This window comes from Xylophilus sp. Leaf220 (genome assembly GCF_001421705.1).
Taxonomy (GTDB): Bacteria; Pseudomonadota; Gammaproteobacteria; order Burkholderiales; family Burkholderiaceae_C; genus Xylophilus.
The window spans coordinates 109347-129934 of record NZ_LMKO01000025.1 but is presented as its reverse complement, the minus strand read 5'-3'; the positions used below and the strand labels follow the sequence as shown (position 1 = coordinate 129934).

20 protein-coding genes and 3 tRNA genes are annotated in these 20588 nt (G+C 69.0%); 8 read left to right on the top strand and 15 right to left on the bottom strand.

The window, feature by feature from the left end:
* Positions 1 to 22 precede the first annotated feature (22 nt).
* The 3 genes from ASE76_RS17055 to ASE76_RS17045 form a co-directional block, all read right to left on the bottom strand.
* Positions 23 to 1621 carry a PepSY domain-containing protein gene (locus ASE76_RS17055; RefSeq protein WP_055842255.1) on the bottom strand — a complete coding sequence of 533 codons (1599 nt, stop codon included), beginning with the start codon at positions 1619 to 1621 and terminating at the stop codon, positions 23 to 25.
* A 15-nt stretch (positions 1622 to 1636) separates the two neighbouring features.
* Positions 1637 to 3820 (bottom strand): TonB-dependent siderophore receptor, encoded by a 2184-nt coding sequence (locus tag ASE76_RS17050; RefSeq protein WP_055842252.1) that lies wholly within the window; start codon positions 3818 to 3820, stop codon positions 1637 to 1639.
* A gap of 306 nt (positions 3821 to 4126) precedes the next feature.
* On the bottom strand, positions 4127 to 4486 hold the full coding sequence (locus tag ASE76_RS17045; RefSeq protein WP_055842249.1) for a hypothetical protein: 360 nt from the start codon (positions 4484 to 4486) through the stop codon (positions 4127 to 4129).
* A gap of 144 nt (positions 4487 to 4630) precedes the next feature.
* On the opposite strand from ASE76_RS17045, the gene ASE76_RS17040 reads away from it, so the two are divergent.
* The gene (locus ASE76_RS17040; RefSeq protein WP_055842247.1) at positions 4631 to 5602 is read left to right on the top strand and encodes a class I SAM-dependent methyltransferase; all 972 of its coding nucleotides are present in this window, start codon (positions 4631 to 4633) and stop codon (positions 5600 to 5602) included.
* An 18-nt stretch (positions 5603 to 5620) separates the two neighbouring features.
* Here ASE76_RS17040 and ASE76_RS17035 read toward each other — a convergent pair whose 3' ends face one another.
* The 9 genes from ASE76_RS17035 to folC all read right to left on the bottom strand — a co-directional run bounded on the left by ASE76_RS17035 (position 5621) and on the right by folC (position 12197).
* Positions 5621 to 5956: a hypothetical protein gene (locus ASE76_RS17035; protein ID WP_055842244.1), complete on the bottom strand. Its 336-nt coding sequence runs from the start codon at positions 5954 to 5956 to the stop codon at positions 5621 to 5623.
* A gap of 181 nt (positions 5957 to 6137) precedes the next feature.
* Positions 6138 to 6214, bottom strand: a tRNA-Asp gene (locus ASE76_RS17030).
* 54 nt (positions 6215 to 6268) lie between these two features.
* A tRNA-Glu gene (locus ASE76_RS17025) sits at positions 6269 to 6344 on the bottom strand.
* 26 nt (positions 6345 to 6370) lie between these two features.
* A tRNA-Ala gene (locus ASE76_RS17020) sits at positions 6371 to 6446 on the bottom strand.
* Positions 6447 to 6521: 75 nt separating this feature from the next.
* Positions 6522 to 7910 carry a glutamate--tRNA ligase gene (gltX, locus tag ASE76_RS17015; RefSeq protein ID WP_055842241.1) on the bottom strand — a complete coding sequence of 463 codons (1389 nt, stop codon included), beginning with the start codon at positions 7908 to 7910 and terminating at the stop codon, positions 6522 to 6524.
* 20 nt (positions 7911 to 7930) lie between these two features.
* Positions 7931 to 9442: an amidophosphoribosyltransferase gene (gene purF, locus ASE76_RS17010; protein ID WP_055842238.1), complete on the bottom strand. Its 1512-nt coding sequence runs from the start codon at positions 9440 to 9442 to the stop codon at positions 7931 to 7933.
* Positions 9443 to 9455: 13 nt separating this feature from the next.
* A complete protein-coding gene (locus tag ASE76_RS17005; protein WP_055842235.1) occupies positions 9456 to 9944 on the bottom strand; it encodes a CvpA family protein in 489 nt (162 codons plus the stop codon).
* Between the two features lie 12 nt (positions 9945 to 9956).
* Entirely contained in the window at positions 9957 to 10862 is a 906-nt protein-coding gene (locus ASE76_RS17000; RefSeq protein ID WP_055842232.1) for an SPOR domain-containing protein, read from the bottom strand.
* Positions 10863 to 10877: 15 nt separating this feature from the next.
* The gene (gene folC / locus ASE76_RS16995) at positions 10878 to 12197 is read right to left on the bottom strand and encodes a bifunctional tetrahydrofolate synthase/dihydrofolate synthase (RefSeq protein WP_055842229.1); all 1320 of its coding nucleotides are present in this window, start codon (positions 12195 to 12197) and stop codon (positions 10878 to 10880) included.
* Between the two features lie 73 nt (positions 12198 to 12270).
* Between folC and ASE76_RS16990 the strand changes: the two genes are divergently transcribed.
* The gene (locus ASE76_RS16990; protein WP_055842224.1) at positions 12271 to 12621 is read left to right on the top strand and encodes a Spx/MgsR family RNA polymerase-binding regulatory protein; all 351 of its coding nucleotides are present in this window, start codon (positions 12271 to 12273) and stop codon (positions 12619 to 12621) included.
* Between the two features lie 147 nt (positions 12622 to 12768).
* Entirely contained in the window at positions 12769 to 13524 is a 756-nt protein-coding gene (locus ASE76_RS16985; RefSeq protein ID WP_055842222.1) for a glycine zipper 2TM domain-containing protein, read from the top strand.
* A 117-nt stretch (positions 13525 to 13641) separates the two neighbouring features.
* On the opposite strand, the gene ASE76_RS16980 is transcribed toward ASE76_RS16985, so the two are convergent.
* Positions 13642 to 14487, bottom strand: a complete 846-nt coding sequence (locus ASE76_RS16980; RefSeq protein ID WP_055842219.1) for an anti-sigma factor domain-containing protein — start codon at positions 14485 to 14487, stop codon at positions 13642 to 13644.
* A complete protein-coding gene (locus tag ASE76_RS16975; RefSeq protein ID WP_055842215.1) occupies positions 14484 to 15068 on the bottom strand; it encodes an RNA polymerase sigma factor in 585 nt (194 codons plus the stop codon). The genes ASE76_RS16980 and ASE76_RS16975 overlap by 4 nt, the downstream gene beginning before the upstream one ends.
* A 144-nt stretch (positions 15069 to 15212) precedes the next feature.
* Here ASE76_RS16975 and ASE76_RS16970 point away from each other — a divergent pair, with 144 nt between their 5' ends.
* The gene (locus tag ASE76_RS16970) at positions 15213 to 15530 is read left to right on the top strand and encodes a pyrimidine/purine nucleoside phosphorylase (RefSeq protein WP_055842213.1); all 318 of its coding nucleotides are present in this window, start codon (positions 15213 to 15215) and stop codon (positions 15528 to 15530) included.
* 8 nt (positions 15531 to 15538) lie between these two features.
* Positions 15539 to 16885, top strand: a complete 1347-nt coding sequence (gene argG / locus ASE76_RS16965; protein ID WP_055842209.1) for an argininosuccinate synthase — start codon at positions 15539 to 15541, stop codon at positions 16883 to 16885.
* A gap of 189 nt (positions 16886 to 17074) precedes the next feature.
* Here argG and murB read toward each other — a convergent pair whose 3' ends face one another.
* Positions 17075 to 18133 (bottom strand): UDP-N-acetylmuramate dehydrogenase, encoded by a 1059-nt coding sequence (murB, locus tag ASE76_RS16960; RefSeq protein WP_055842207.1) that lies wholly within the window; start codon positions 18131 to 18133, stop codon positions 17075 to 17077.
* A gap of 31 nt (positions 18134 to 18164) precedes the next feature.
* Between murB and ASE76_RS16955 the strand changes: the two genes are divergently transcribed.
* The 3 genes from ASE76_RS16955 to ASE76_RS16945 all read left to right on the top strand — a co-directional run bounded on the left by ASE76_RS16955 (position 18165) and on the right by ASE76_RS16945 (position 20536).
* Complete coding sequence (locus tag ASE76_RS16955; protein ID WP_055842204.1) at positions 18165 to 18854, top strand: TIGR02281 family clan AA aspartic protease; 690 nt, start codon at positions 18165 to 18167, stop codon at positions 18852 to 18854.
* A 97-nt stretch (positions 18855 to 18951) separates the two neighbouring features.
* Positions 18952 to 19437: a YajQ family cyclic di-GMP-binding protein gene (locus tag ASE76_RS16950; protein WP_055842201.1), complete on the top strand. Its 486-nt coding sequence runs from the start codon at positions 18952 to 18954 to the stop codon at positions 19435 to 19437.
* A 94-nt stretch (positions 19438 to 19531) separates the two neighbouring features.
* Positions 19532 to 20536, top strand: coding sequence for an HD-GYP domain-containing protein (locus tag ASE76_RS16945; protein WP_055842197.1), 1005 nt, complete (start codon positions 19532 to 19534; stop codon positions 20534 to 20536).
* Positions 20537 to 20588 lie beyond the last annotated feature (52 nt).

The following is a 20588-nucleotide window of genomic DNA, read 5'->3' as shown; positions in this document are numbered from 1 at the left end:
GGCCACGCGGCGCTTGACCCTGTCAGCGACGCGCCACGGCAGGCGCGGCTGGGGTCGCCTCGTTCTCCGCCCACTGCGCCCCGGGTGACCGAATGCTGCGCAGTTTGGTCCCCAGCCTGCGCCATCCGATCACCACGCCGGTCAGGCTGAGGGCGGTCCCGCCCAGGCTCAGGACCAGCAGCACGACGTCCCACGCCGGCCGCCGGTCCAGCAGCGGCAGCCAGTCCCAGCTGTGCAGCATCGCGAACAGCCACCGGCTGGTGCGGCGGTGGCTGTCGGTGCGGCCCAGGACCCCGCCGGTGAGCGGATCGACGTGCACCCAGGTCGCATGGGTGTCGGCGAAGACCACGCGGAGAGCCGGCAGCGGCCGGTCGGTGCCGCCGGTCATGGTGTGCGCCTCGCGGCTGTAGTAGTAGAGGTCGTGGGCGTCGAGCCGGTCGATGCGCGCGACCGGGGCCCGCAGGAGTTGCGACGCCGCCGCGCGCACCATTTCCGCATCGAGCGTGCGCGGCGCGGCGTCGGCCGTGTCGAGCAGCGCCGGCCTCCCCTGGACACCTTGCGCCAGCGCGGTGGTGCGGCCGAGGATGCGCATCCAGCGTAGCTCCCGCACGCCGGGGCCCGCGGCTGCCAGCAGTGCCTGCGGCGTCGCATCCTCCGCCGACCACGACAGCGCGCCGCCCTGCAGCCCCTCGGTGCGCAACGGCGGCGCGCCGCTGTCGAAGATCTTCCACGGGTTCATCGACATCAGGCCGCTGAAGATCCAGGTGATCGTCGTCAGCGCGAACAGCAGGCCCGCCACATGGTGCCAGCGCATCGCGCGGCCCTGGTACGGCGAACGGGCTCCGCTGCGGTAGGGCTGCCGGAAGCGCCAGCGCAGCAGGCCGACCACCGTGCCGGTGACCGCCGCGGCGATGCCGAGGATCGAGAGCCCGTCGACGATCGCCGCCCAGTAGCCGTCGAAAACGGTGCCGCGCAGCGGGTACAGCCAGTGGATCCAGGTGCCGACGTAGTTCCAGAGCCGCTCGGCCCGCGGCGCATCGCGCACCACCTCGCCGGTCTGGCCGGAGATGTAGAGCAGCGTCGCATCGGCGTCCGCCAGCTGCACCCGGTGCAGCGGCCGATGGGCGTCCAGGCCGCGCGAATGGGTGAAGGCGTCTTCGTCGATCGTGCCCTCGTACCGCAGGCCGACGCCCGGCCCGGCATAGGTGGCCGCCGTGGCCAGGGCGCGCGGCGCATCCACCGCGGGCAGTCGCTCGCCGGTCAGGGCGTCGATGACGACGACGATGCCTGCGCCCCGTGCAGTCGACATGCCGGGCGCGGCCACGGTTGGCGCCAACGGCGTCGCCAGATAGACCGCGCGCCCGCCGCTGGCCTGCGCCAGCCGCAGCTCCCGGACCGGCTCGCCGATGCCGGCCACCCGCAGCGCCTGCAGGGGCGGCAGCACCGGCGCCGCGGCGTCGAGCGGCGGCAGGTGCGCCAGCCGTTCGGATTCGGTGAGCTTGGGATAGCCCACGTACATCATCACCATGCCGGAGACGAACCACATCGCGAAGAACGCGCAGGCGACGATGCCCACCCAGCGGTGGACCAGGAACAACCAGCGTTTGGCGTGGGTGCGCATCGGATGCCCCGCCGCTCAGAACGCCACGCGCAGCGCGATGTCCGCAGTGCGGGGCGCGCCCAGGTAGGCCTGGGTGCCGACGTTGGCGGCGTACACCCGGTCGGTCGCGTTGCGCAGCCGGCCGACCAGCGACACACTGCGGCTCACCTGGTAGCGCAGGCCCAGGTCCAGCAGCGCATAGGCCGGCCAGTACTGCGTGTTGGCCGCATCCGCGTAGACTTGGCCGACGCGGCGGATGCCGACGGTCGCCTCCCACGCCGGGGTGAATGCGTAGGACGTCCAGAGGTTGGCCACGGTGCGCGGCGTGTTGACCGGCGTCTTCCCGTCCAGCACCAGGCCGCCCTGCCGGAAGCTGTCGTACTTCGCATCGACATAGGCCAGGTTGGCCTGCACCGACCAGCGCCGGCTCGGCTGCACCCCCACCGCCAGTTCCGCGCCGCGGGACGATTGCCGGCCGGCCAGCACTGTCAGCGCGCTGTTGGCCGGATCCTGCGAGGCCACGTTCTTGCGGACGATGTCGTACACCGCGAGCGTCGCCGTGCCCTTGCCCTGCCAGAAATCGAGCTTGGTCCCGACCTCGGCCTGGCGGCCGGTCGTCAGCGCGCTGTTGTTGCGCACGTCGGCGAACGATGCGGTCGAGAGGATGCCCGACGGCGGATCGGCGGCCGTCGCATACTGCGCATAGGCGCTGGCACCGGGCGCCACGTCCCACACCAGGCCGATGCGGCCGGTGGTGGGCGCGTAGCCGCGGGCGAAGCTCGCCGGGGCGGCGGCGGTGACTTCGCGGCGGTTGGTCAGGTCGAGGTCGATCCGCTCGTGGCGCGCGGCGGTCACCAGGTTCAGCGCGGGGAGCAGTGCGGTGCGGTTCTCCAGATACAGCGCGGCGGTGGTGATCCTGTTGTCGCGGTCGGGTCTGAAGCCCGGCGACATGCCGGGGATGTCGAAGAAGCGCTCGGTGCCGAAGCGGTACGGGTCGACCGTGCTCACCGTGGTGGCGAGGCTGTTGGGGAACCGGGTCTGCCGGTTGACGCTCACATCGAGCCCGAAGGACCAGTCGCTGCGCAGGCCGGCCAGCCGCCCCTTGTAGGTGCCGTCGATCCGGTCGCCGACCAGTTGCTGGTCGTGCCGCTGCAGCAGCGCGCTGGAGCGGATCACCGCGGTGTTGGCCGCATTGAAGCGGTAGGTCTCCACGTTGCGGTAGTCGCGCAGGGCGTCGTAGGCATAGAAGGTGTTCTGGAACTGCAGCGCATCGCTCGCCCGCCAGGTGGTCAGCGAGCGCAGCCACTGCACCCGCTGCGCGTACACGCCGTCGGTGCTGTTGTAGTTCTTGAAGCGGGTGCCCTCGTCCACCCGTAGCCTGCCGACCGCGGGATTAAGCACCGGCGTACCCCAATAGGGCCGGTCGACCTGCTCGTCCTGGAATTCGTAGGCCAGCGTGTGGGTCCAGCCGCGGCCCAGGTCCAACAGCAGCGAGGCGGCGAGCTGGGTGGAGCGGCTGCGGGTGCCGTCGGTCCAGCCGCCGGCCTCGCGGTGGTTCAGGTCGATGCGGGCGTAGTGGTCGCCGGCGCCGGACCCGTCGCCGGCCACGCGGCGGTTGAGGCCGAACGAGGCTTCCTTGAGCCCGTAGCTGCCGAGCCGCAGTTGCGCTTCGGATATGTCGCGCCGCACGGCCAGCTTGGTGATGTAGTTGAACGATCCCCCCACCGCGCCCGAGCCGAAAAGAAAGCTCGACGGCCCGCCGATCGCCTCGACCCGGTCGTAGATCCAGCTGTCCACCGGCCGTGCCGCGATCGAGTACTGCAGGTTGACGCCGTTGAACATCTGGCCGATCGAGCCGCTGTTGAAGCCGCGGTAGCTCACACCGATGCTGCCCGGCGCGTTGTGGGCGGTGACTCCCGGGATGGCGCGCAGGATCTCCTGCGTGTCCTGGGCGCCGCGCGCGTCGATCGTGGCCCGGTCGACGACCGTGACCGTGGCCGGCGTCTCGCGCGGCGTAAGGCCCAGGCGGCTGCCGGTGTCGCTCGGCGTGTCGAGGTCGAGCACGCCGTTGGGGATCGGCACCGAGTCGGAGACGACGACGGTGGGCAGCGCCGCACCGGTGGCGGGCTGCGCATGGGCGGGGATACCGATCGCGGCGGCTGTGCAGGTCAGCCCCAGGGCCAGTGCGAGCGGATGCGGGGAGTGATGGTTCGAAGGCATGGTGGCGCCGGTGAAGGACCCACGGACATGCGCCGGGGCCTCGGGAAAAGGGATCGGAGGCGTGCCGCGTGACCGTGCGCACTGCCGCCGAGAGAAGGAATCGCAGCCGTAACTACCGACGCGGATCGTCGGCGCCCCGCCCGCAGGGCGCAACGCCGCCGTTACCGCACGCTGCCGATGGGTTGCGGCGACGGCCCGGTCACTTGCGGCAGCGTGCCACGGCGAGAGGACCGCGTCGCGGGATGGCGGGGTTTCCGAGGACCGGCCCGCATTCGGGGCCTGGTCCGGAGGACGCGATGCCGGGCGTCAGGCTCGCGCGGGGGGCCCGCGGGCCGGCAGCGGCGCGCCGACCAGGGCGGCGATGTGCGCAGCGGCGATCGGCTGCAGCGCATGGGCCAGGGGCTGGGGCACCTCCGGCAAAGCCCCGGTTTCCGTGAACGGCACCGTGGCCGCGAAGCAGAGCGAACAATCGAGCGCGTGCTGCCCGACCTCCACCGCCGTGCCGTCGTCGCTGGTGACGACGACCTTCACGCTGCCGCCAGCGGCGCAGACGATCTCCATCGCCACCGGATGGACCACCGGCGAGGCACCGGCGACGCACAAGGTCATCACGAACCACGCCAGGGCCAGGCGGGCCAGTAACGAGGAGGTGCGCAGAAGGTGCATGGCCCGCATTATTGGCGATTGCGGCCTTCCGGCGGCGCTTTATCGCAGGGCGAAATGTCCTACCTGTGCTCCGGTGCGACACAATCGCGGCCCTGCCCTGGCCTGCCCTGGCCTATCCCCCCGCCCTGCCGACCTCCAACTCCCATGCAAGCCCTGCTAGACGCCATCGCCACGATGCCCCTGCCCACCGACGCGGAACGCATCTTCCATGGCCGCGGCGGGCTGCATCCCGGTTGCACGCATCTCTCGCTCGATTTCTTTGCGCCGGTCTGGGTGCTGACCAGCTTCCAGCCGATCGCAGAAGACGCGTTGGCGCGCGTGGACGCCGCGCTGGAGCAACGGTGGCAGCAGCTGTCGCCCGGCGCGCCGCTGAACTGGGTGTTCCAGTGCCGCCACGAAGGCCGGAGCGACACCCGGACCATGGCCGGTACGGTGCCCGATCCGCATTGGGTCACCGAAGCCGGGGCGCGCTACCGCGTCCATGTCGGCAAGGGCCAGAACCACGGACTGTTCCTGGACATGGCAGCCGGCAGGCGGTGGGTGCAGGAATACGTCGCGGCACGGGCGAACACCCGGTCGCGGGTGCGGGTGCTGAACCTGTTCGCCTACACCTGCGCCTTCTCGGTCGTCGCCCTGCAGGCCGGCGCCCGGCAGGTGACCAACCTCGACATGAGCCAGGGCGCGCTCGGCATCGGCCAGCAGAACCACCGCGCCAACGCGGTCATGGCCAACGCCAGCTTCCTGCCGCACGATCTGTTCAGTTCGTGGGGAAAGATCAACCGTTCCGGCCCTTATGGCCTGGTGATCGTCGATCCGCCCAGCTACCAGAAGGGCAGCTTCGTCGCGACGAAGGACTATGCCCGGCTGATCAGGCGCCTGCCCGACCTGCTGGAGCCCGACGGCCATGTGCTGCTGTGCCTCAACGCGCCCGAGTTGGGAACGGCGTTCCTACAGGACCAGATGCGTGCGCTGGCGCCGGAATTGGCCTTCGTCGAACGGCTGGCCAATCCGCCGGTCTTCGCCGACGTGTCGGAGGAGCGGTCGCTCAAGGTGCTGGTGTATCGCGCGCCGCCGCTGGATCCGCCAGGGGAGGCGCCGCCCTCAACCGAAGCCTGACGCCGCGCACGCCGGCACTCACATCCTCAAGCCCCCGACATACTTCTGGCTCTTCTCGGTGCGGCCGCGCAGGATGGGCGCTTCGGCTGGACGGTCAGCGCCATCGCTCAGCGGTCCGGCGCTCCGGGCATTGGGAGCCACGGCCGCGGTTTTGGCGTCGATGAAAAGCTTGTCGGCCCACTCGACCAATTCGGGGCGGGCGGTCTCGGCGGCCTTCTGCGCCGAGTAGTTCTTGATGTGCAGGGCGTAATCGTCGTTCACCGCCATCCATTCCACGTCCGTGACACGCCCGGTGATACGGCGGAGGAGGACATGCAGATGGGCCGCTATCGCCAGTCTCTCGTTGTACGTCATGGCAGCTTTCGCGTTCTTGCACCACAGGCAGGCTCGGGGCAGACGACCTGCGCCCGATCCTGCGCATCTCGCAATTTGCATACCCGGGTACAAAATTGCCGCGAAAACTGAAAGCGGAAATAAGAAAACGAAAAGGGTCGCACCATTGCTGATGCGACCCTTTGATTTCCTCGCGGAAATTTGGCGGAGTGGACGGGACTCGAACCCGCGACCCCCGGCGTGACAGGCCGGTATTCTAACCAACTGAACTACCACTCCTGGTAGGCAGCTTTCGTGCCCGCAGCGAACTGCGGGAACCAAGCGCTACAAACTTGGCGACCCTACGGGGATTCGAACCCCGGTACTCACCGTGAAAGGGTGATGTCCTAGGCCTCTAGACGATAGGGTCAAAACCTTGGAACTTCCGAACAGAAATGGTGGAGGTAAACGGGATCGAACCGATGACCTCTTGCATGCCATGCAAGCGCTCTCCCAGCTGAGCTATACCCCCATCTGTCTTCAACCTGCTTTGCGTTTTGCGCATTGCTTGTTGTCAACTTCTGAGCCTCGAATTATATACAGGTTTTCAGCGCTTTCGCAAACGCTCCAACAAAATTTGCCGATCGAGCAATTCGAGCACCGCATCGACCGACGGCGTGTGCGCCGTACCGACCGCCAGCACCCGCACCGGCATCGCCAGCTGGGGCATCTTGATGCCGTGGGCCGCGAGCGTTTCCTTGATCGCCGCAGAGATCGCGGGCCTGGTCCATTCGCAGGTGGTGAGCTTGTCGGCCAGCGTGTCGACGGCAGGCAGCGCGGCGGCGGTCAGGTGCTGGGCGCGCTCTTCTTCAGAGGCGGGCACCTCGTCGTAGAAGCGTGCGGCCCACTCTGCCAGGGAGACGGTCGTGTCGCAACGGTCCTTCAGCAAGCCGCAGATGCGCGGCAGCCGGTCGTCGGCTTCCACGCCCAGGCGGCGGAGCTGCTCGGCGACCAGGGGCGCGAGCGCATCGTCGGCCATGGCCTTCAAATGCTGGGCGTTCACCCAGCGCAGCTTGGCCTCGTCGAACTGGGCGGCGCTGCGGCCCAGGTGGTCCAGGTTGAACCACTCGAGAAACTGCGCGCGGCTGAATATCTCATCGTCGCCGTGGCTCCAGCCCAGACGGGCCAGGTAATTGACCATCGCGTCGGGCAGGTAGCCCTCGTCGCGGTACTTCGTCACCGGCTTGGCGCCGCTGCGCTTGCTCATCTTCTCGCCCTGCTCGTTCAGGACGGTGGGCAGGTGGGCGTACACCGGCGGCGTCTTGCCGAGGGCTTCGAAGATGTTGATCTGGCGCGGCGTGTTGTTGACGTGGTCGTCGCCCCGGATCACGTGGGTGATGGCCATGTCGATGTCGTCGACCACCACGCAGAAGTTGTAGGTGGGCGTGCCGTCGGGCCGGGCGATCACCAGGTCGTCCAATTCCAGGTTCGAGATCTCGATCCGGCCCTTGACCTTGTCGTCCCAGGCCACCACGCCCTCCTGCGGGTTCTTGAAACGCAGCACCGGCTGCACGCCGTCGGGAATGGCGGGCAGGGTCTTGCCGGGCGCGGGGCGCCACGTGCCGTCGTAGCGCGGCTTCTCTTTGGCGGCCATCTGCTTTTCGCGCAGCGCGTCGAGCTCGGCCACCGAGGTGTAGCAGGGATAGACATGGCCCGCGGCCTGCAGTTCGGCCAGCACCGCCTTGTAGCGCTGCATCCGTTCCATCTGGTAGAACGGGCCTTCGTCGTGGTCTAGGCCCAGCCAGGCCATGCCTTCCAGGATCACGTCGACGGATGCCTGGGTGGAACGCTCGACGTCGGTGTCTTCGATCCGCAGCACGAAGTCGCCGCCGGTGGATCGGGCGAAGGCCCACGGGTACAGGGCCGAGCGGATATTGCCGAGGTGGATGAAGCCGGTAGGCGACGGGGCGAAGCGGGTACGGGTGCGTTGGGTCATCGTGGAACGGGGTGCCGGCGTCAGGCGGGTTGTGCGTTGGGCAGGGCCAGGCGCGAGGTGTCGTCGTCGGCGAAGGGCTCTTCCTGGCCGATCCGCGCTTCGTTGATGCGCGTGATGTCGTCGGGATTGATGTCGCCAGTGACGTAGATGCCGTCGAAGCACGACGCATCGAAGCCGCTCAGCTTGGGGTTGAGCGAACCGATTGCCTTCTTCATGCCCTCGACGTCCTGGTAGATCAGCGCGTCACAGCCGATCAGCTGGCGCACCTCCTCGACGGTGCGGCCGGACGCGACCAGCTCGGTGCTGGTCGGCATGTCGATGCCGTAGACGTTGGGGTAGCGCACCGGCGGCGCGGCACTCGCCAGGTAGACCTTGTTGGCGCCGGCGTCGCGGGCCATCTGCACGATCTCGCGGCTGGTGGTGCCGCGCACGATCGAGTCGTCCACCAGCAGCACGTTGCGGCCCTTGAATTCGCTGCCGATCACGTTGAGCTTCTGGCGCACCGATTTCTTGCGCACGCCCTGGCCCGGCATGATGAAGGTGCGGCCGACATACCGGTTCTTGACGAAGCCTTCGCGGTACGGGATGCCGAGCAGGTGCGCGAGCTGGGTCGCGCTCGGGCGGCTCGATTCGGGGATCGGGATCACCACGTCGATCTCGCTCGGCGGCACGGTAGACACCACCCGCTTGGCCAGGGCCTCGCCCAGGTTCAGGCGGGCCTGGTAGACCGAGATGTCGTCCAGCACCGAATCGGGCCGCGCCAGGTACACGAACTCGAAGATGCACGGATAGAGCGCCGATTGGGCCGCGCACTGCTGCGCATGCAGCGTGCCGTCGGTGTCGACGAAGATCGCCTCGCCCGGCTCCACGTTGCGCTCGAACACGTAGCCCGAACCTTCGAGCGCGACCGATTCGCTGGCCACCATGACGGTGCCGTCGGGGCTGCGGCCGATGCACAGCGGCCGGATGCCGAACGGGTCGCGGAACGCCAGCAGGCCGTGCCCGGCGATCAGCGCGACCACCGCGTAGGAGCCTTTCACCCGCTTGTGCACATGGCGCACCGCGGCGAACACCTCTTCGGCCTGCAGCGGCACGCCGCGGGTCGAGCGCTCAAGCTCGTGCGCGAACACGTTGAGCAGCACTTCGGAATCGCTGTCGGTATTGGTGTGGCGGTGGTCGGTGAGGAACAGCTCGCCGCGCAGCTCGGCGGCGTTGGTCAGGTTGCCGTTGTGCACCAGCACGATGCCGAACGGCGCGTTGACGTAGAAAGGCTGGGCCTCTTCCTCGCTGTAGGCGTTGCCGGCGGTAGGGTAGCGGACCTGGCCCAGGCCGATGTTGCCCGGCAAGCCTCGCATGTTGCGGGTGCGGAACACGTCGCGCACCATGCCCTTGGCCTTGTGCATGAAGAACTTGCGCTCCAGCTGGGTCACGATGCCGGCGGCATCCTGCCCGCGGTGCTGCAGCAGCAGCAGTGCGTCGTAGATGAGCTGATTGACGGGCGTCTTGCTGACTACGCCAACGATTCCACACATGGGAGCACCAACCTTATTGAGGGAGAAAACGAACCAACGCGTCGGGCAGCACCGGCGTCAGTGCTGCCAGCCCCGTGCGGAGCAGCGGCGCACTCTGCGACGCCTGCCACCACGGCATGTCCTTGAGACCGGTCATCTCGATCACCACCGTCGCGGCCAGCAGCAGAACGCCGGCCCGCACCACACCGAACACCGCGCCCAGGCTGCGGTCCACCGGGCCCAGGCCCACGGTGGAGACCAGCTTGCGCATCAGCGAGGCCATCAGGCCGCATGCAAAAGCCGCGCCGATGAAAACGATCACGAAACCCGCCGCGTACCGGGCCGAATCGCCCGGATCGCCGAAGGGCAGCCAGTCGGCCATCGCCGGCGCCCACCACTGGGCACAGAAGAACGCCACCACCCAGCCGAGAAGCGACAACACCTCGAACACCAGCCCCCGCCAGAGCCCCAGCAGGAGCGACGCGAGCAGGACCGCCGCGAAAATCCAATCGACCGCAGCCATCGCGCGGCGAACTCACAGCGCGAGGATGCTCGCGGGCAGATCGAGCCCGCGGATGCGCGCCGCCGCCTGGTCGGCCTCGGCCCGGTTCGCGAACGGACCCACGCGCACCCGGTGGCGCTTGCCGTCCTTGGTGTCGACCGACTGCACATAGGTCTTGAGCCCGCTGCGGGCCAGCTTGGCGCGCGCTTCCTGCGCCTTGGCGGTGTCGCCGAAGGCGCCGACCTGCACGACGAACCGGGCGGCTGCGGCATCGGATGCAGCGGCGGCCGGAGCGTTGTCGGCCACGACGGCGGCCGGCGGCACGGTGCGGCCTTCCAGCAGCGCCCGGGCGCGGGCCGCATCGTCGGCACGGGCCACGGCGGCGGGAGCCGGGCGCGCTTCGGCCTTCGGCTCGGTCTTGGATTCAGGCTTTGCCTCGGGCTTGACTTCGCGTTTCGGAACGGCGGCGGCCACGTGCGGCGCCTCCACCTTCGGCGTGGCAGGCTCCTTGCGCGTCTCGGCGACCGGGCTGTCGGCAGGCTTGGCAGCAGGCGGCTTTCCAGCCGGTGCGTTCACCGGGGCCGAAGAAACGATTTCCTCGCCCTCGTCGAGCCCGGCGGACAATGCGGGCGCGGGCTGCTTCTTGGCGGCTTCGGCCTCGGCAGCCGCGCGGTTCTCCGGAAGCACCAGGGCGGGCGTCTTGTTGCGGTCGGGGATGGAGATCGGGATGTCGACCGGGATCGGCCGGGGCTGCGTGTCGAACAGCATCGGGAAGCCGATCACGCCGAGCGCCACCAGCACCGTGGCACCGATCAGCCGGTGGCGGGCACGCCGGCGCAGCACGGCGGCACTCTCGGCCTGCGGCATCCGGCGGGACCGCGGCGCCTTGGTGTCGTCCTGCCCTTTGCGGCCTGGCCAGCGGAACTTGAAAAAAGCCATGAAGTGCGAAGGGAGCTAACCGAGGTGCTTGGCGTGCAGGCGCGGAACGCCGTCCTGCAGCACGCCACCCACGGTATGGAACGAGCCAAAGACCACGATTCTATCAGCCGGGTCCGCGGCGGCCACCGCCGCATCCAGGGCCGCCTGGGGGCCCGGGAAGGCCTGCGCGGGCACGTTGCGGCGTCCGCCGGCCACCATCTGCAGCGCGTTCCATTTGCCGCAGAGGTGGGTGGCGGTCTCGGCGCGGGGGATCGGCAGGTCGGTGAAATACCAGCGATCCACCAGGGGAGAAATACGCGCCAGCATCTGCCCCAGGTCCTTGTCGGCCATGGCACCGAAGACGGCGTGGGTCGTCGGGAAGAAGCCCATCGCGTCGAGGTTCTCGGCCAGGGCCGCGACCGAATGCGGGTTGTGGGCCACGTCCAGCACCAGCGTGGGCTGGCCCGGCACGATCTGGAAGCGGCCGGGCAGCTCGACCAGGGCCAGACCGGTGCGCACCGCCTGGGCGGTGACCGGCAGCCGGTCGCGCAGCGCCTCGAACGCCGCCAGCACACCCGCGGCATTGACCAGCTGGTTGGCGCCGCGCAGGGCCGGGTAGGCCAGCCCGCTGTAGCGCCGGCCCCGGCCGGCCCAGCCCCACTGCTGCTTGTCCCCGGAGATATTGAAATCCGTCCCGGTGCGCCAGACGTCGGCGCCGATCGCCTCGGCATGGCGCAGCACGCTGGCGGGCGGCGCCGGGTCGCTGACGACCGCCGGACGGCCGGGCCGCAGGATGCCGGCCTTCTCGAAACCGATCAGCTCCCGGGTGTTGCCGAGGAAGCCGGTGTGGTCGATGTCGATGCTGGTGATGATCGCGCAGTCGGCGTCGACGATGTTGGTGGCGTCGAGCCGGCCGCCCAGGCCCACCTCCAGCACCACCACGTCGAGGCCGGCCTGCGACAGCAGCCGCAGGATGACCAGCGTGGTGAACTCGAAATAGGTGAGCGAGACCTCGCCCGCACCCTCGCCGCCCTGGGTGCGCGCCTGCTCCACCGCGGCGAAGTGCGGCAGCAGCGCCTCGGCCGACACGATCTCGCCGCGCACCCGGCAGCGCTCCTCGAAATGCACCAGATGGGGCGAGGTGTAGAGGCCCGTCTTCCAGCCGGCCTGCAGCGCGATCGATTCGAACATCGCGCAGGTGGACCCCTTGCCGTTGGTGCCGGCGACGGTGACGACCGGGCAGTCGAAGCGCAGATCCAGGCGGCGGGCCACTTCGCGCACGCGGTCGAGCCCCATTTCGATCCCGATGGGGTGCAGGCGCTCGCAGTGGGCGAGCCAGTCGGACAGTGTGTGCATGGGAGCGGGATTGTCGCCCACCGGGGATCGGGCCGACACCCGGGTGCAGGCCGACCTGGCGACAATCGGGGCCATGACCCTCCTCTACGGCATCCCGAATTGCGACACGGTGAAAAAGGCACGTGCCTGGCTGTCCGACCACGGCGTCGCCTACCGCTTCCACGATTTCAAGAAGGACGGCGTGCCCGAGGCGGCGCTCGACCGCTGGCGCGCGGCCGTGGGCGACGAGCTGCTGCTGAACCGCCGCGGCACCACCTGGCGCGGCCTGGACCCGGCCGCCCAGGCAGCGGCCGGCACCGAGGCCGGCGCGCGCAGCCTGATGCTGTCGCATGCCAGCGTCGTCAAGCGCCCGGTGGTCGAATGGCCCGACGGCCGCGTCACCGTGGGTTTCGACGCCCTGGACTGGCAGGCGCGGATCGGTTGACCGCGGCGCTTTACCCGCGCTTCGTCAACCGCGGGCCGGCGACGAACATTTACAGAGCTTCACCGGTCCGGCGGCACGGAACCCCGCCCAGGTCCCTAGACTCCAATTTCCGAAGGAGCGCAGGCGCGCTTCGATGAAGGACTCCTTATGAAAACGGTATTGGCTTTCACCACCCTGGCCCTGGCCGCCGGCGGCGCCGTCGCGCAAAACGGCAGTTCCGGGGAGATGGGGCGTGTGCTCTCCGTCACGCCGGTCGTCCAGCAGGTGGCGGTGCCGCAGCAGTACTGCGGTACCCAGCAGGTGGTGACCCAGGCGCCGCGCACCGGCGCGGGCGCGGTGATGGGCGCGGTGGCCGGCGGCGTGCTGGGCAACGCGATCGGCCACGGCGGCGGCCGGGCGGCGGCCACGGCGCTGGGCCTGGTGGGCGGCGCGGTCCTCGGCAACAACATCGAAGGCCCCGGCGCCACCCAGGTGCAGAACGTGCAGAACTGCTCCACGCAGACCTCGTACGAGAACCGCACCGTCGGCTACGACGTCGCCTACGAATATGCCGGCCGCCGCTACAACACCCGCATGGCCAGCGACCCGGGCCAGTGGGTGCCTGTGCAGGTCGGGGCCGTCCAGAGCAACGGCTACGACGGAAACGGCGGATCGAGCTACAGCACCCAGCAGCCGGCCTACCAGAACCCCGCCCCCGCCTATACCCAGGCACCGGCCTATGCAGAGCCCGGCGTCGTGGTGCCCTCGTACTACAGCGCGCCGACGACGGTCATCGCCTCGCCGCCGGTGGTGTACGCCCCCAGCTACTACGCTGCGCCGGCCTATGCCCCCGCCTATGTGGCACCGATCGGCATGTCGCTCAACCTGGGCTACAGCCGGGGTTATGGCCGGGGCTGGCGCTGAGCGCCTGCTACAGGCCTCGAAACTGAAAAAGGAGCCCCTGGGCTCCTTTTTTCATGCCGATCATGGCGGTGGCCGGCACCAGTCGCCGGCCTCCAGCTATCGAATCGATAGCACCGCCTAGAGCGTCGTCTTCAGCAACGGTCCCTTGAACAGGATCGGCCCGGTCGGTCCGCTGCCGGGCGGCACGCCGCCCTTGGGCTCCAGGCTGATCGCGAGTGCCGGCACGTCGGCCACCTGGCCGGCGGCTGCGCTGACCTGCATCATCCGGTCGGGGCCCATCACGCCGAGCGACTGGGGTCCGCCCGACGGCGGCAGCGCCCACAGTTGCAGCGACTTGTCGGAAGCTTCCTGGTAGCCGCCCACCCGCTTCATCGTCAGCTGGCGCTTGACCGGGTCGAAGGTGACCAGGATCGACGCGGCCGCCGCGTCGTCCTGCAGCACCGCCACGTACTCCAGGTTGGCCGATTGCTGCAGCTGCACGGAGGTCTGCTGCAGCTGGGCGGATGTCTGCTGGAGTTGCGCCGTCAGCGTGGCCTCCTGGGTGCGGGCCTGGGCCAATGCCGTGCCCTGCTGTTCCACCTGGCCGTCGAGCCGCACCGCGACCAGCACCGCCGCCGCCGCGGCCAGGCCACCGGCCATCGCCGCACTGCGCCACAGGCTCAGCGCCCGGCGGAGCTGCTCGACCAGCGCGGAAGAGGGGGAACTGGTGGCCGCGGCCGCCTGCTGCCGGACCGAGTTCAGCTGGATCTCGATCCGCTTCCAGACGTTGGCACTCGGCCGGTCGGCCGGCAGCAGCTCGGTCATCGAACCGAAGCACTCCTGCCAGACCAAGGCGCGGGCCCGGATCTCGGCATTCTCTCGGGCCATCGTCTCGAAGCGTCGGCGCGCGCCGCCGCGCAGGGTGCCCAGCGCGTGGCTGGCAGCCAGCTGGTCGAGGAGATCCGGGTTGTTGCGGAGGTTCATGCGTGCCTCGCCATGCACTGGCGCAGTTGCTCCAAGCCCCGGCGGATCCAGGTCTTGACGGTGCCCAGGGGTAACTTCAATTGCGTGGACAGCTCGCCGTGGCTCAGGTCGCGCATGTAGGCCAGGCTGACCACCTCGCGCTGCTTGGCCTCGAGCCGCGACAGGCACTGGCGCAGGGCGAAGGCCTGCTCGCTCAATTCCGCCGCTTCGGCCGGGTTGGTGCCGTCGCCGGCCACCGTGTCCTGGATGTAGTCGTCGAGCTCGACGCCCTGGTCGGCCCGTTCGCTGGTGCGGCGCCGCAGGAAATCGAGCGCACGGCTGCGCACGATCACGCCCATCCACGCCATCGGCGGGCTGAGGCTGACGCGGTAGTCGCCGGCGATGCGCCAGATGTTGAGAAACGCCTCCTGCAGCACATCTTCGGCCCAGTTCCTGTTGCCGGTCACCCGCAGGGCCACGCCGTAGAGGCGCGACGAGGTGGCGTCGTACAGTTCGCGCAGCGCAGCGGCGGCGTCGTTGTCGTGGGTGGAGATGCGCTGCATAAGGTCGATCAGGGTTTGGTCGGGGTGTTCTGCAGGCATCCTGCAATTGTGGCCGATGCATCCATTACGCGGTCGTTCGGCGATCGGATGCAGGCGAATGGGGACGCGGCGAGCGGCGCGGGCGGCACGCCTAAAATCGCCGGTTCGTTCCTCGCAGCCCCTCTTGCGGAAAGCAGCAGCTCCATGACCACCCAGACTTTCGACGGCGTCTCCGTCAGCACCCAGGCCAGCGTCTACTTCGACGGCAAATGCGTCAGCCACGGCATCACCCTCGCCGACGGCACGAAGAAATCGGTGGGCGTGGTCCTGCCGGCCGAGCTGACCTTCAACACCGGCGCCCCCGAAATCATGGAATGCGTGGCCGGCGGCTGCCAGTACAAGCTGGCCAGCACCGACGACTGGAAAACCTCGGGCCCTGGCGAGAAATTCAGCGTACCGGGCAACTCGAGCTTCCAGATACGGGTGACCGAGCCCTACCACTACATCTGCCACTTCGGTTGAGCACCCCCATGTCCACCATCCTCCAACACGTTCCCGCCGGCCAGAAGGTCGGCATCGCCTTCTCGGGCGGCCTCGACACCAGCGCCGCGCTGCACTGGATGAAGAACAAGGGCGCCCTGCCCTATGCCTACACCGCCAACCTGGGCCAGCCCGACGAGCCCGACTACGACGAGATCCCGCGCAAGGCGATGGAGTACGGCGCGGAACTGGCCCGCCTGATCGACTGCCGCCAGCAGCTCGCGACCGAGGGCATTGCCGCCCTGCAGGCCGGCGCCTTCCACATCTCGACCGCCGGCGTGACCTACTTCAACACCACGCCGCTGGGCCGCGCGGTGACCGGCACCATGCTGGTGGCCGCCATGAAGGAGGACGACGTCCACATCTGGGGCGACGGCAGCACCTTCAAGGGCAACGACATCGAGCGCTTCTACCGCTACGGCCTGCTGACCAACCCGGCGCTCAAGATCTACAAGCCCTGGCTCGACCAGACCTTCATCGACGAGCTGGGCGGCCGGGCCGAGATGTCGGCGTTCATGACCAAGGCCGGCTTCGGCTACAAGATGAGCGCCGAGAAGGCCTACAGCACCGACAGCAACATGCTGGGCGCGACGCACGAGGCCAAGGACCTGGAGCACCTCTCCACCGGCATGAAGATCGTCAACCCGATCATGGGCGTGGCCTTCTGGAAGGACGAAGTCGAGGTCAGGCGCGAAGAAGTAACGGTTCGCTTCGAGGAAGGCCGCCCCGTCGCCCTGAACGGCAAGGAATACACCGACCTGGTCGAGCTGATCCTGGAGGCCAACCGCATCGGCGGCCGCCACGGCCTGGGCATGAGCGACCAGATCGAGAACCGCATCATCGAGGCCAAGAGCCGCGGCATCTACGAGGCCCCCGGCCTGGCGCTGCTGTTCATCGCCTACGAGCGGCTGGTCACCGGCATCCACAACGAAGACACGATCGAGCAGTACCGCGAGAACGGCCGAAAGCTCGGCCGCCTGCTCTACCAGGGCCGCTGGTTCGACCCCCAGGCGATCATGCTGCGCGAAACCGCCCAGCGCTGGGTGGCCCGCGCTGTGACCGGCGAGGTGACGGTCGAACTGCGCCGCGGCAACGACTATTCGATCCTGAACACCGTCTCGTCCAACCTGACCTACAAGCCCGAGCGGCTTTCGATGGAAAAGGTGGAAGACGCTCCGTTCTCGCCGGCCGACCGCATCGGCCAGCTGACGATGCGCAATCTGGACATCGTGGATACGCGGGACAAGCTGGCGATCTATACCAAGGCCGGGCTTCTGACGGTGGGCGGTGGCACGGCGCTGCCCCAGTTGACGGACGAGAAGACCCAAAAAGACTGAGGCTTCGCGCCCAGGGACTTTTGGGAGAAAAGTAGCCCGGGCCGGCACCGGACGTCGGCCTGTAGCTATTAAATAGAGAGCAAACCCTTTTTCGACGCTTCACCTGAACGGCCACCTCGCGGTGGCCGTTCAGCTTTTCCGACGACGCCCTCCGGAGTTCCGCAGGCCGGCACCCCGCCGGTTCGCCGCTCACACCACCACAGGCTCCGGCTCCAGCAGAATCCCGAAGCGCTCGTACACGCTGGTCTGGATCGCCTTAGCCAGCGTCATCACCTCCCCACCGGTCGCACAGGTCGCCGGGTCGGCCACCCCCGGGTTGACCAGCACCAGCGCCTGCTTCTCGTACACCGCGGCGTGGCCGACCGACTTGCCCTTCCAGCCGCAGGCGTCGATCAGCCAGCCGGCGGCCAGCTTGATGGAGCCGTCGGGCATCGGGTAGTGCACGATCTTCGGCTCGCGGGCGATGATGTCGGCGCACTGGTCGGGGGAGACGGTGGGGTTCTTGAAGAAGCTGCCGGCGTTGCCGACCACCTTCGGGTCGGGCAGCTTGGCGCGGCGGATCTCGCAGATCCAGTCGAAGATCTGCTGCGACGTCGGGTCGTCCACGCCGGCCTCGGCGCGGCGGCGCTCCAACTCCAGGTAGCCCAGCTCGGGCTTCCATGGGCGCGGCAGCAGGAAGCGCACCCGCAGGATCAGCGCCCGGCCGGCCAGGCCCAGGTCGTGCGGGCCGGCGGCGGCGTGCTTGAAGATCGAATCGCGGTAGCCGAAGCCGCACTGCCCTGCGTACAGGGTGAACAGGCGGCCGGTCTGCAGGTCGATCGCATCCAGCGAATGGAAGCGGTCCTGCAGCTCGACCCCGTAGGCGCCGATGTTCTGCACCGGCGACGCGCCCACGGTGCCGGGGATCAGCGCCAGGTTTTCCAGGCCGGGGATGCCCTGCGACAGGGTCCAGGCGACGATGTCGTGCCAGCCTTCGCCGGCACCGGCCTCGACCACCCAGTGCCGCTCGGCCGCCTCGACCACCCGGCGGCCCCGCACCTCCACCTTCAGCACCAGCGGCCGCACGTCGCCGGTCAGCACGATGTTGCTGCCGCCTCCCAGGACGAACTTGGGGGCGGCGGCCAGGTCCGGGTCGGCCAGCAGGGCGCGGACGTCGTCCTCTCCCGAGATCCGCACCAGGCGGTGGGCGCGGGCGACGATGCCGAAGGTGTTGTAGGGCCGCAGTGCGACGTTGTTCTCGACTAACATCCGCGGCATTTTCTCACTCCGGGTCTTCCCCATGCCTCTCGCACCGCACGGCACCGCCGCCCACCGCCTGCGCCGCCTGCTGCACGGCGCGCTGCTGGCAGCGGCCCTGTGCGTTGCCGGCCCGGCGGCGCAGGCCGCGCCCGCGGTGGCGCTGGCCGGCGTGCTGGGCGCCAAGGCGCTGCTGGTGGTCGACGGCGAAACCCGCGCCCTGGCCCCCGGCGAATCGGCCCGCGGCGTGCGGCTGGTGTCGGTGACCAAGAACGACGCGGTGGTGGAGGTGGGCGGCGCCCGGGCCACGCTGGTGCTGGGCGGCACGCCGGCCCTGGTGGGCGCCGCGACGCCCGCGGGCGGCGGCCGCCGGATCGTGATGACGAGCGACAGCCGCGGCCACTTCATGCCGCAGGGCAGCATCAACGGCCAGGTGACCCAGTTCATGGTGGACACCGGCGCCAGCGGCATCGGCCTGTCGCAGGAAGAGGCCGAGCGCATCGGCCTGCGCTTCAAGGACGGCGAGCCGGTGCAGATGCGCACCGCCAACGGCACCGTGCAGGGCTGGCGCACCCGGCTGGCGCAGGTGCGGGTGGGCGATGTGGAAATCTACGACGTCGAGGCCTTCGTCACCCCGCAGCCGATGCCTTTCGTTCTGCTGGGCAACAGCTACCTCAACCGCTTCCAGATGACCCGCACCAACGACCAGATGGTGCTCGACAAACGCTACTGACCGGCGGTGGCGACAGCGTGTTTTCCGACGCGGGAGGGACCGGGCTTTGGCATAACATGGCGCGCTGTTCCTTTCCGTACACGCCTGGAGTTCTGACATGCCTTCTTTCGATACCGTCTGCGAAGCCGATCTGCCGGAGGTCCGCAACGCGGTCGACAACACCACCAAGGAAATCGTCACCCGCTTCGATTTCAAGGGCACCTCGGCCGCGATCGAGCTGAAGGACAAGGAAATCACGATGTTCGGCGATGCCGAATTCCAGCTCACCCAGGTCGAGGACATCCTGCGCAACAAGCTCACCAAGCGCAACGTCGACGTGCGTTTCCTCGACATCGGCAAGGTCGAGAAGATCGGCGGCGACAAGGTCAAGCAGGTGATCAAGGTGCGCAACGGGATCGAGGCCGAGTTGGCCAAGAAGATCCAGCGCACCATCAAGGACAGCAAGATGAAGGTGCAGGCCGCGATCCAGGGCGATGCGGTGCGCGTCACCGGCGCCAAGCGCGACGACCTGCAGGCCGCGATGGCCCTGCTGAAGAAGGACGTGGTCGACATCCCGATCAGCTTCAACAACTTCCGCGACTGACCACGGCGAGCCCGGCGGCCTGCACTGCCCGCCGCACGCTCGCCGCCGTTTTCCGCCCACGCCTTCCGTCCCCCGCTTCCGTTTCCTGCCGACCATGCCCCATCCCACGTCCCTGCCTGCCGCCACCGAGCACGGATCGGAAGACCTGCTGAGCCTGTGGTCGGACCTGGAGTCGGGCCTGTCGATCATCCTCACGCGGCCGCAGAACGTGCAGGATTTCCCGCAGAAGGTGCTGCAGTACGACCGCTGGATGCAGGCGCTGGTGCTGCAGGACGTGGACACGGCGCTGTACCTGCTGTTCCAGCTGGCCTCGACCTCGTCGGTCGGCTACAGCGCGTCGCATGCGCTGGTCTGCGCCGCGCTCTGCCACATCGTCGCCGACGAACTGGCGCTGCCGCGGGCCGAGCGCGACACCCTGGTCCAGGCCGCGATGACGATGAACGTGGCGATGACCGATGTGCAGAACCGCCTGGCCTCGCAGAAGGAGCGCCCCAGCGCCCAGCAGCGCCAGGTGATCCGCCACCACGCGACCGACGGCGAGGCGATGCTCACCCGCCTGGGCGTGGAGAACCCGGTGTGGCTGGAGGTGGTGCGCACCCACCACGGCGCGGACAACGCCCGCGCCACGCTGACCGACATGGCCCCGGCCGCGCGGTTGGCCCATGTGTTGCACACCATCGACCGCTACGCCGCCATGATCAGCCCGCGCAGTTCGCGGACCGGCCGCAGCGCGCTCGATTCGGTACGCGCCATCCTGAACGGCCGCGACAGCTATCGCGACGAAGTGGGCTATGCCCTGGTGCGCGCGGTGGGCCTCTGCCCGCCCGGCACCTTCGTCGACCTGACCAGCGGCGAGACCGCGGTGGTGGTGCGCCGCAGCCCGGTCGCCAACAAGCCGATCGTCGCGATCATGCTCGACGCGCAGAAGCAGCCGCTGCGCAGGCCGCGCCTGCACCGGCTGGCCTCGGGCGCGCCGCGGATCCGCTCCGCCCTGTCGCACGACCAGGTGCCGCCGCTCGACCACCGGCTGGTGCTGCAGGTGGGCGTGCAGGCCAGCCGGCAGATCGCGTCGTGGACAGAACAGCAGTCGGCGGCTTAGCCCGCCCCCGGTAGAAAAAGCCGGGGCCGTTTCGGGCGGACGCGCAGCGGCG

Excerpts from the sequence above, each read along its gene's own strand:
- ASE76_RS16990 (WP_055842224.1), top strand. The coding sequence starts at position 12,271 with ATGACCCTCCTCTACGGCATCCCGAATTGCGACACGGTGAAAAAGGCA.
- ASE76_RS17035 (WP_055842244.1), bottom strand. The coding sequence starts at position 5,956 with ATGACGTACAACGAGAGACTGGCGATAGCGGCCCATCTGCATGTCCTC.
- purF (WP_055842238.1), bottom strand. The coding sequence starts at position 9,442 with ATGTGTGGAATCGTTGGCGTAGTCAGCAAGACGCCCGTCAATCAGCTC.
- ASE76_RS16975 (WP_055842215.1), bottom strand. The coding sequence starts at position 15,068 with ATGCCTGCAGAACACCCCGACCAAACCCTGATCGACCTTATGCAGCGC.
- gltX (WP_055842241.1), bottom strand. The coding sequence starts at position 7,910 with ATGACCCAACGCACCCGTACCCGCTTCGCCCCGTCGCCTACCGGCTTC.
- ASE76_RS16970 (WP_055842213.1), top strand. The coding sequence starts at position 15,213 with ATGACCACCCAGACTTTCGACGGCGTCTCCGTCAGCACCCAGGCCAGC.
- ASE76_RS16945 (WP_055842197.1), top strand. The coding sequence starts at position 19,532 with ATGCCCCATCCCACGTCCCTGCCTGCCGCCACCGAGCACGGATCGGAA.
- folC (WP_055842229.1), bottom strand. The coding sequence starts at position 12,197 with ATGCACACACTGTCCGACTGGCTCGCCCACTGCGAGCGCCTGCACCCC.
- ASE76_RS17050 (WP_055842252.1), bottom strand. The coding sequence starts at position 3,820 with ATGCCTTCGAACCATCACTCCCCGCATCCGCTCGCACTGGCCCTGGGG.
- ASE76_RS16980 (WP_055842219.1), bottom strand. The coding sequence starts at position 14,487 with ATGAACCTCCGCAACAACCCGGATCTCCTCGACCAGCTGGCTGCCAGC.
- ASE76_RS17005 (WP_055842235.1), bottom strand. The coding sequence starts at position 9,944 with ATGGCTGCGGTCGATTGGATTTTCGCGGCGGTCCTGCTCGCGTCGCTC.
- murB (WP_055842207.1), bottom strand. The coding sequence starts at position 18,133 with ATGTTAGTCGAGAACAACGTCGCACTGCGGCCCTACAACACCTTCGGC.
- ASE76_RS16955 (WP_055842204.1), top strand. The coding sequence starts at position 18,165 with ATGCCTCTCGCACCGCACGGCACCGCCGCCCACCGCCTGCGCCGCCTG.
- ASE76_RS16950 (WP_055842201.1), top strand. The coding sequence starts at position 18,952 with ATGCCTTCTTTCGATACCGTCTGCGAAGCCGATCTGCCGGAGGTCCGC.
- ASE76_RS17000 (WP_055842232.1), bottom strand. The coding sequence starts at position 10,862 with ATGGCTTTTTTCAAGTTCCGCTGGCCAGGCCGCAAAGGGCAGGACGAC.
- ASE76_RS17045 (WP_055842249.1), bottom strand. The coding sequence starts at position 4,486 with ATGCACCTTCTGCGCACCTCCTCGTTACTGGCCCGCCTGGCCCTGGCG.
- argG (WP_055842209.1), top strand. The coding sequence starts at position 15,539 with ATGTCCACCATCCTCCAACACGTTCCCGCCGGCCAGAAGGTCGGCATC.
- ASE76_RS16985 (WP_055842222.1), top strand. The coding sequence starts at position 12,769 with ATGAAAACGGTATTGGCTTTCACCACCCTGGCCCTGGCCGCCGGCGGC.
- ASE76_RS17055 (WP_055842255.1), bottom strand. The coding sequence starts at position 1,621 with ATGCGCACCCACGCCAAACGCTGGTTGTTCCTGGTCCACCGCTGGGTG.
- ASE76_RS17040 (WP_055842247.1), top strand. The coding sequence starts at position 4,631 with ATGCAAGCCCTGCTAGACGCCATCGCCACGATGCCCCTGCCCACCGAC.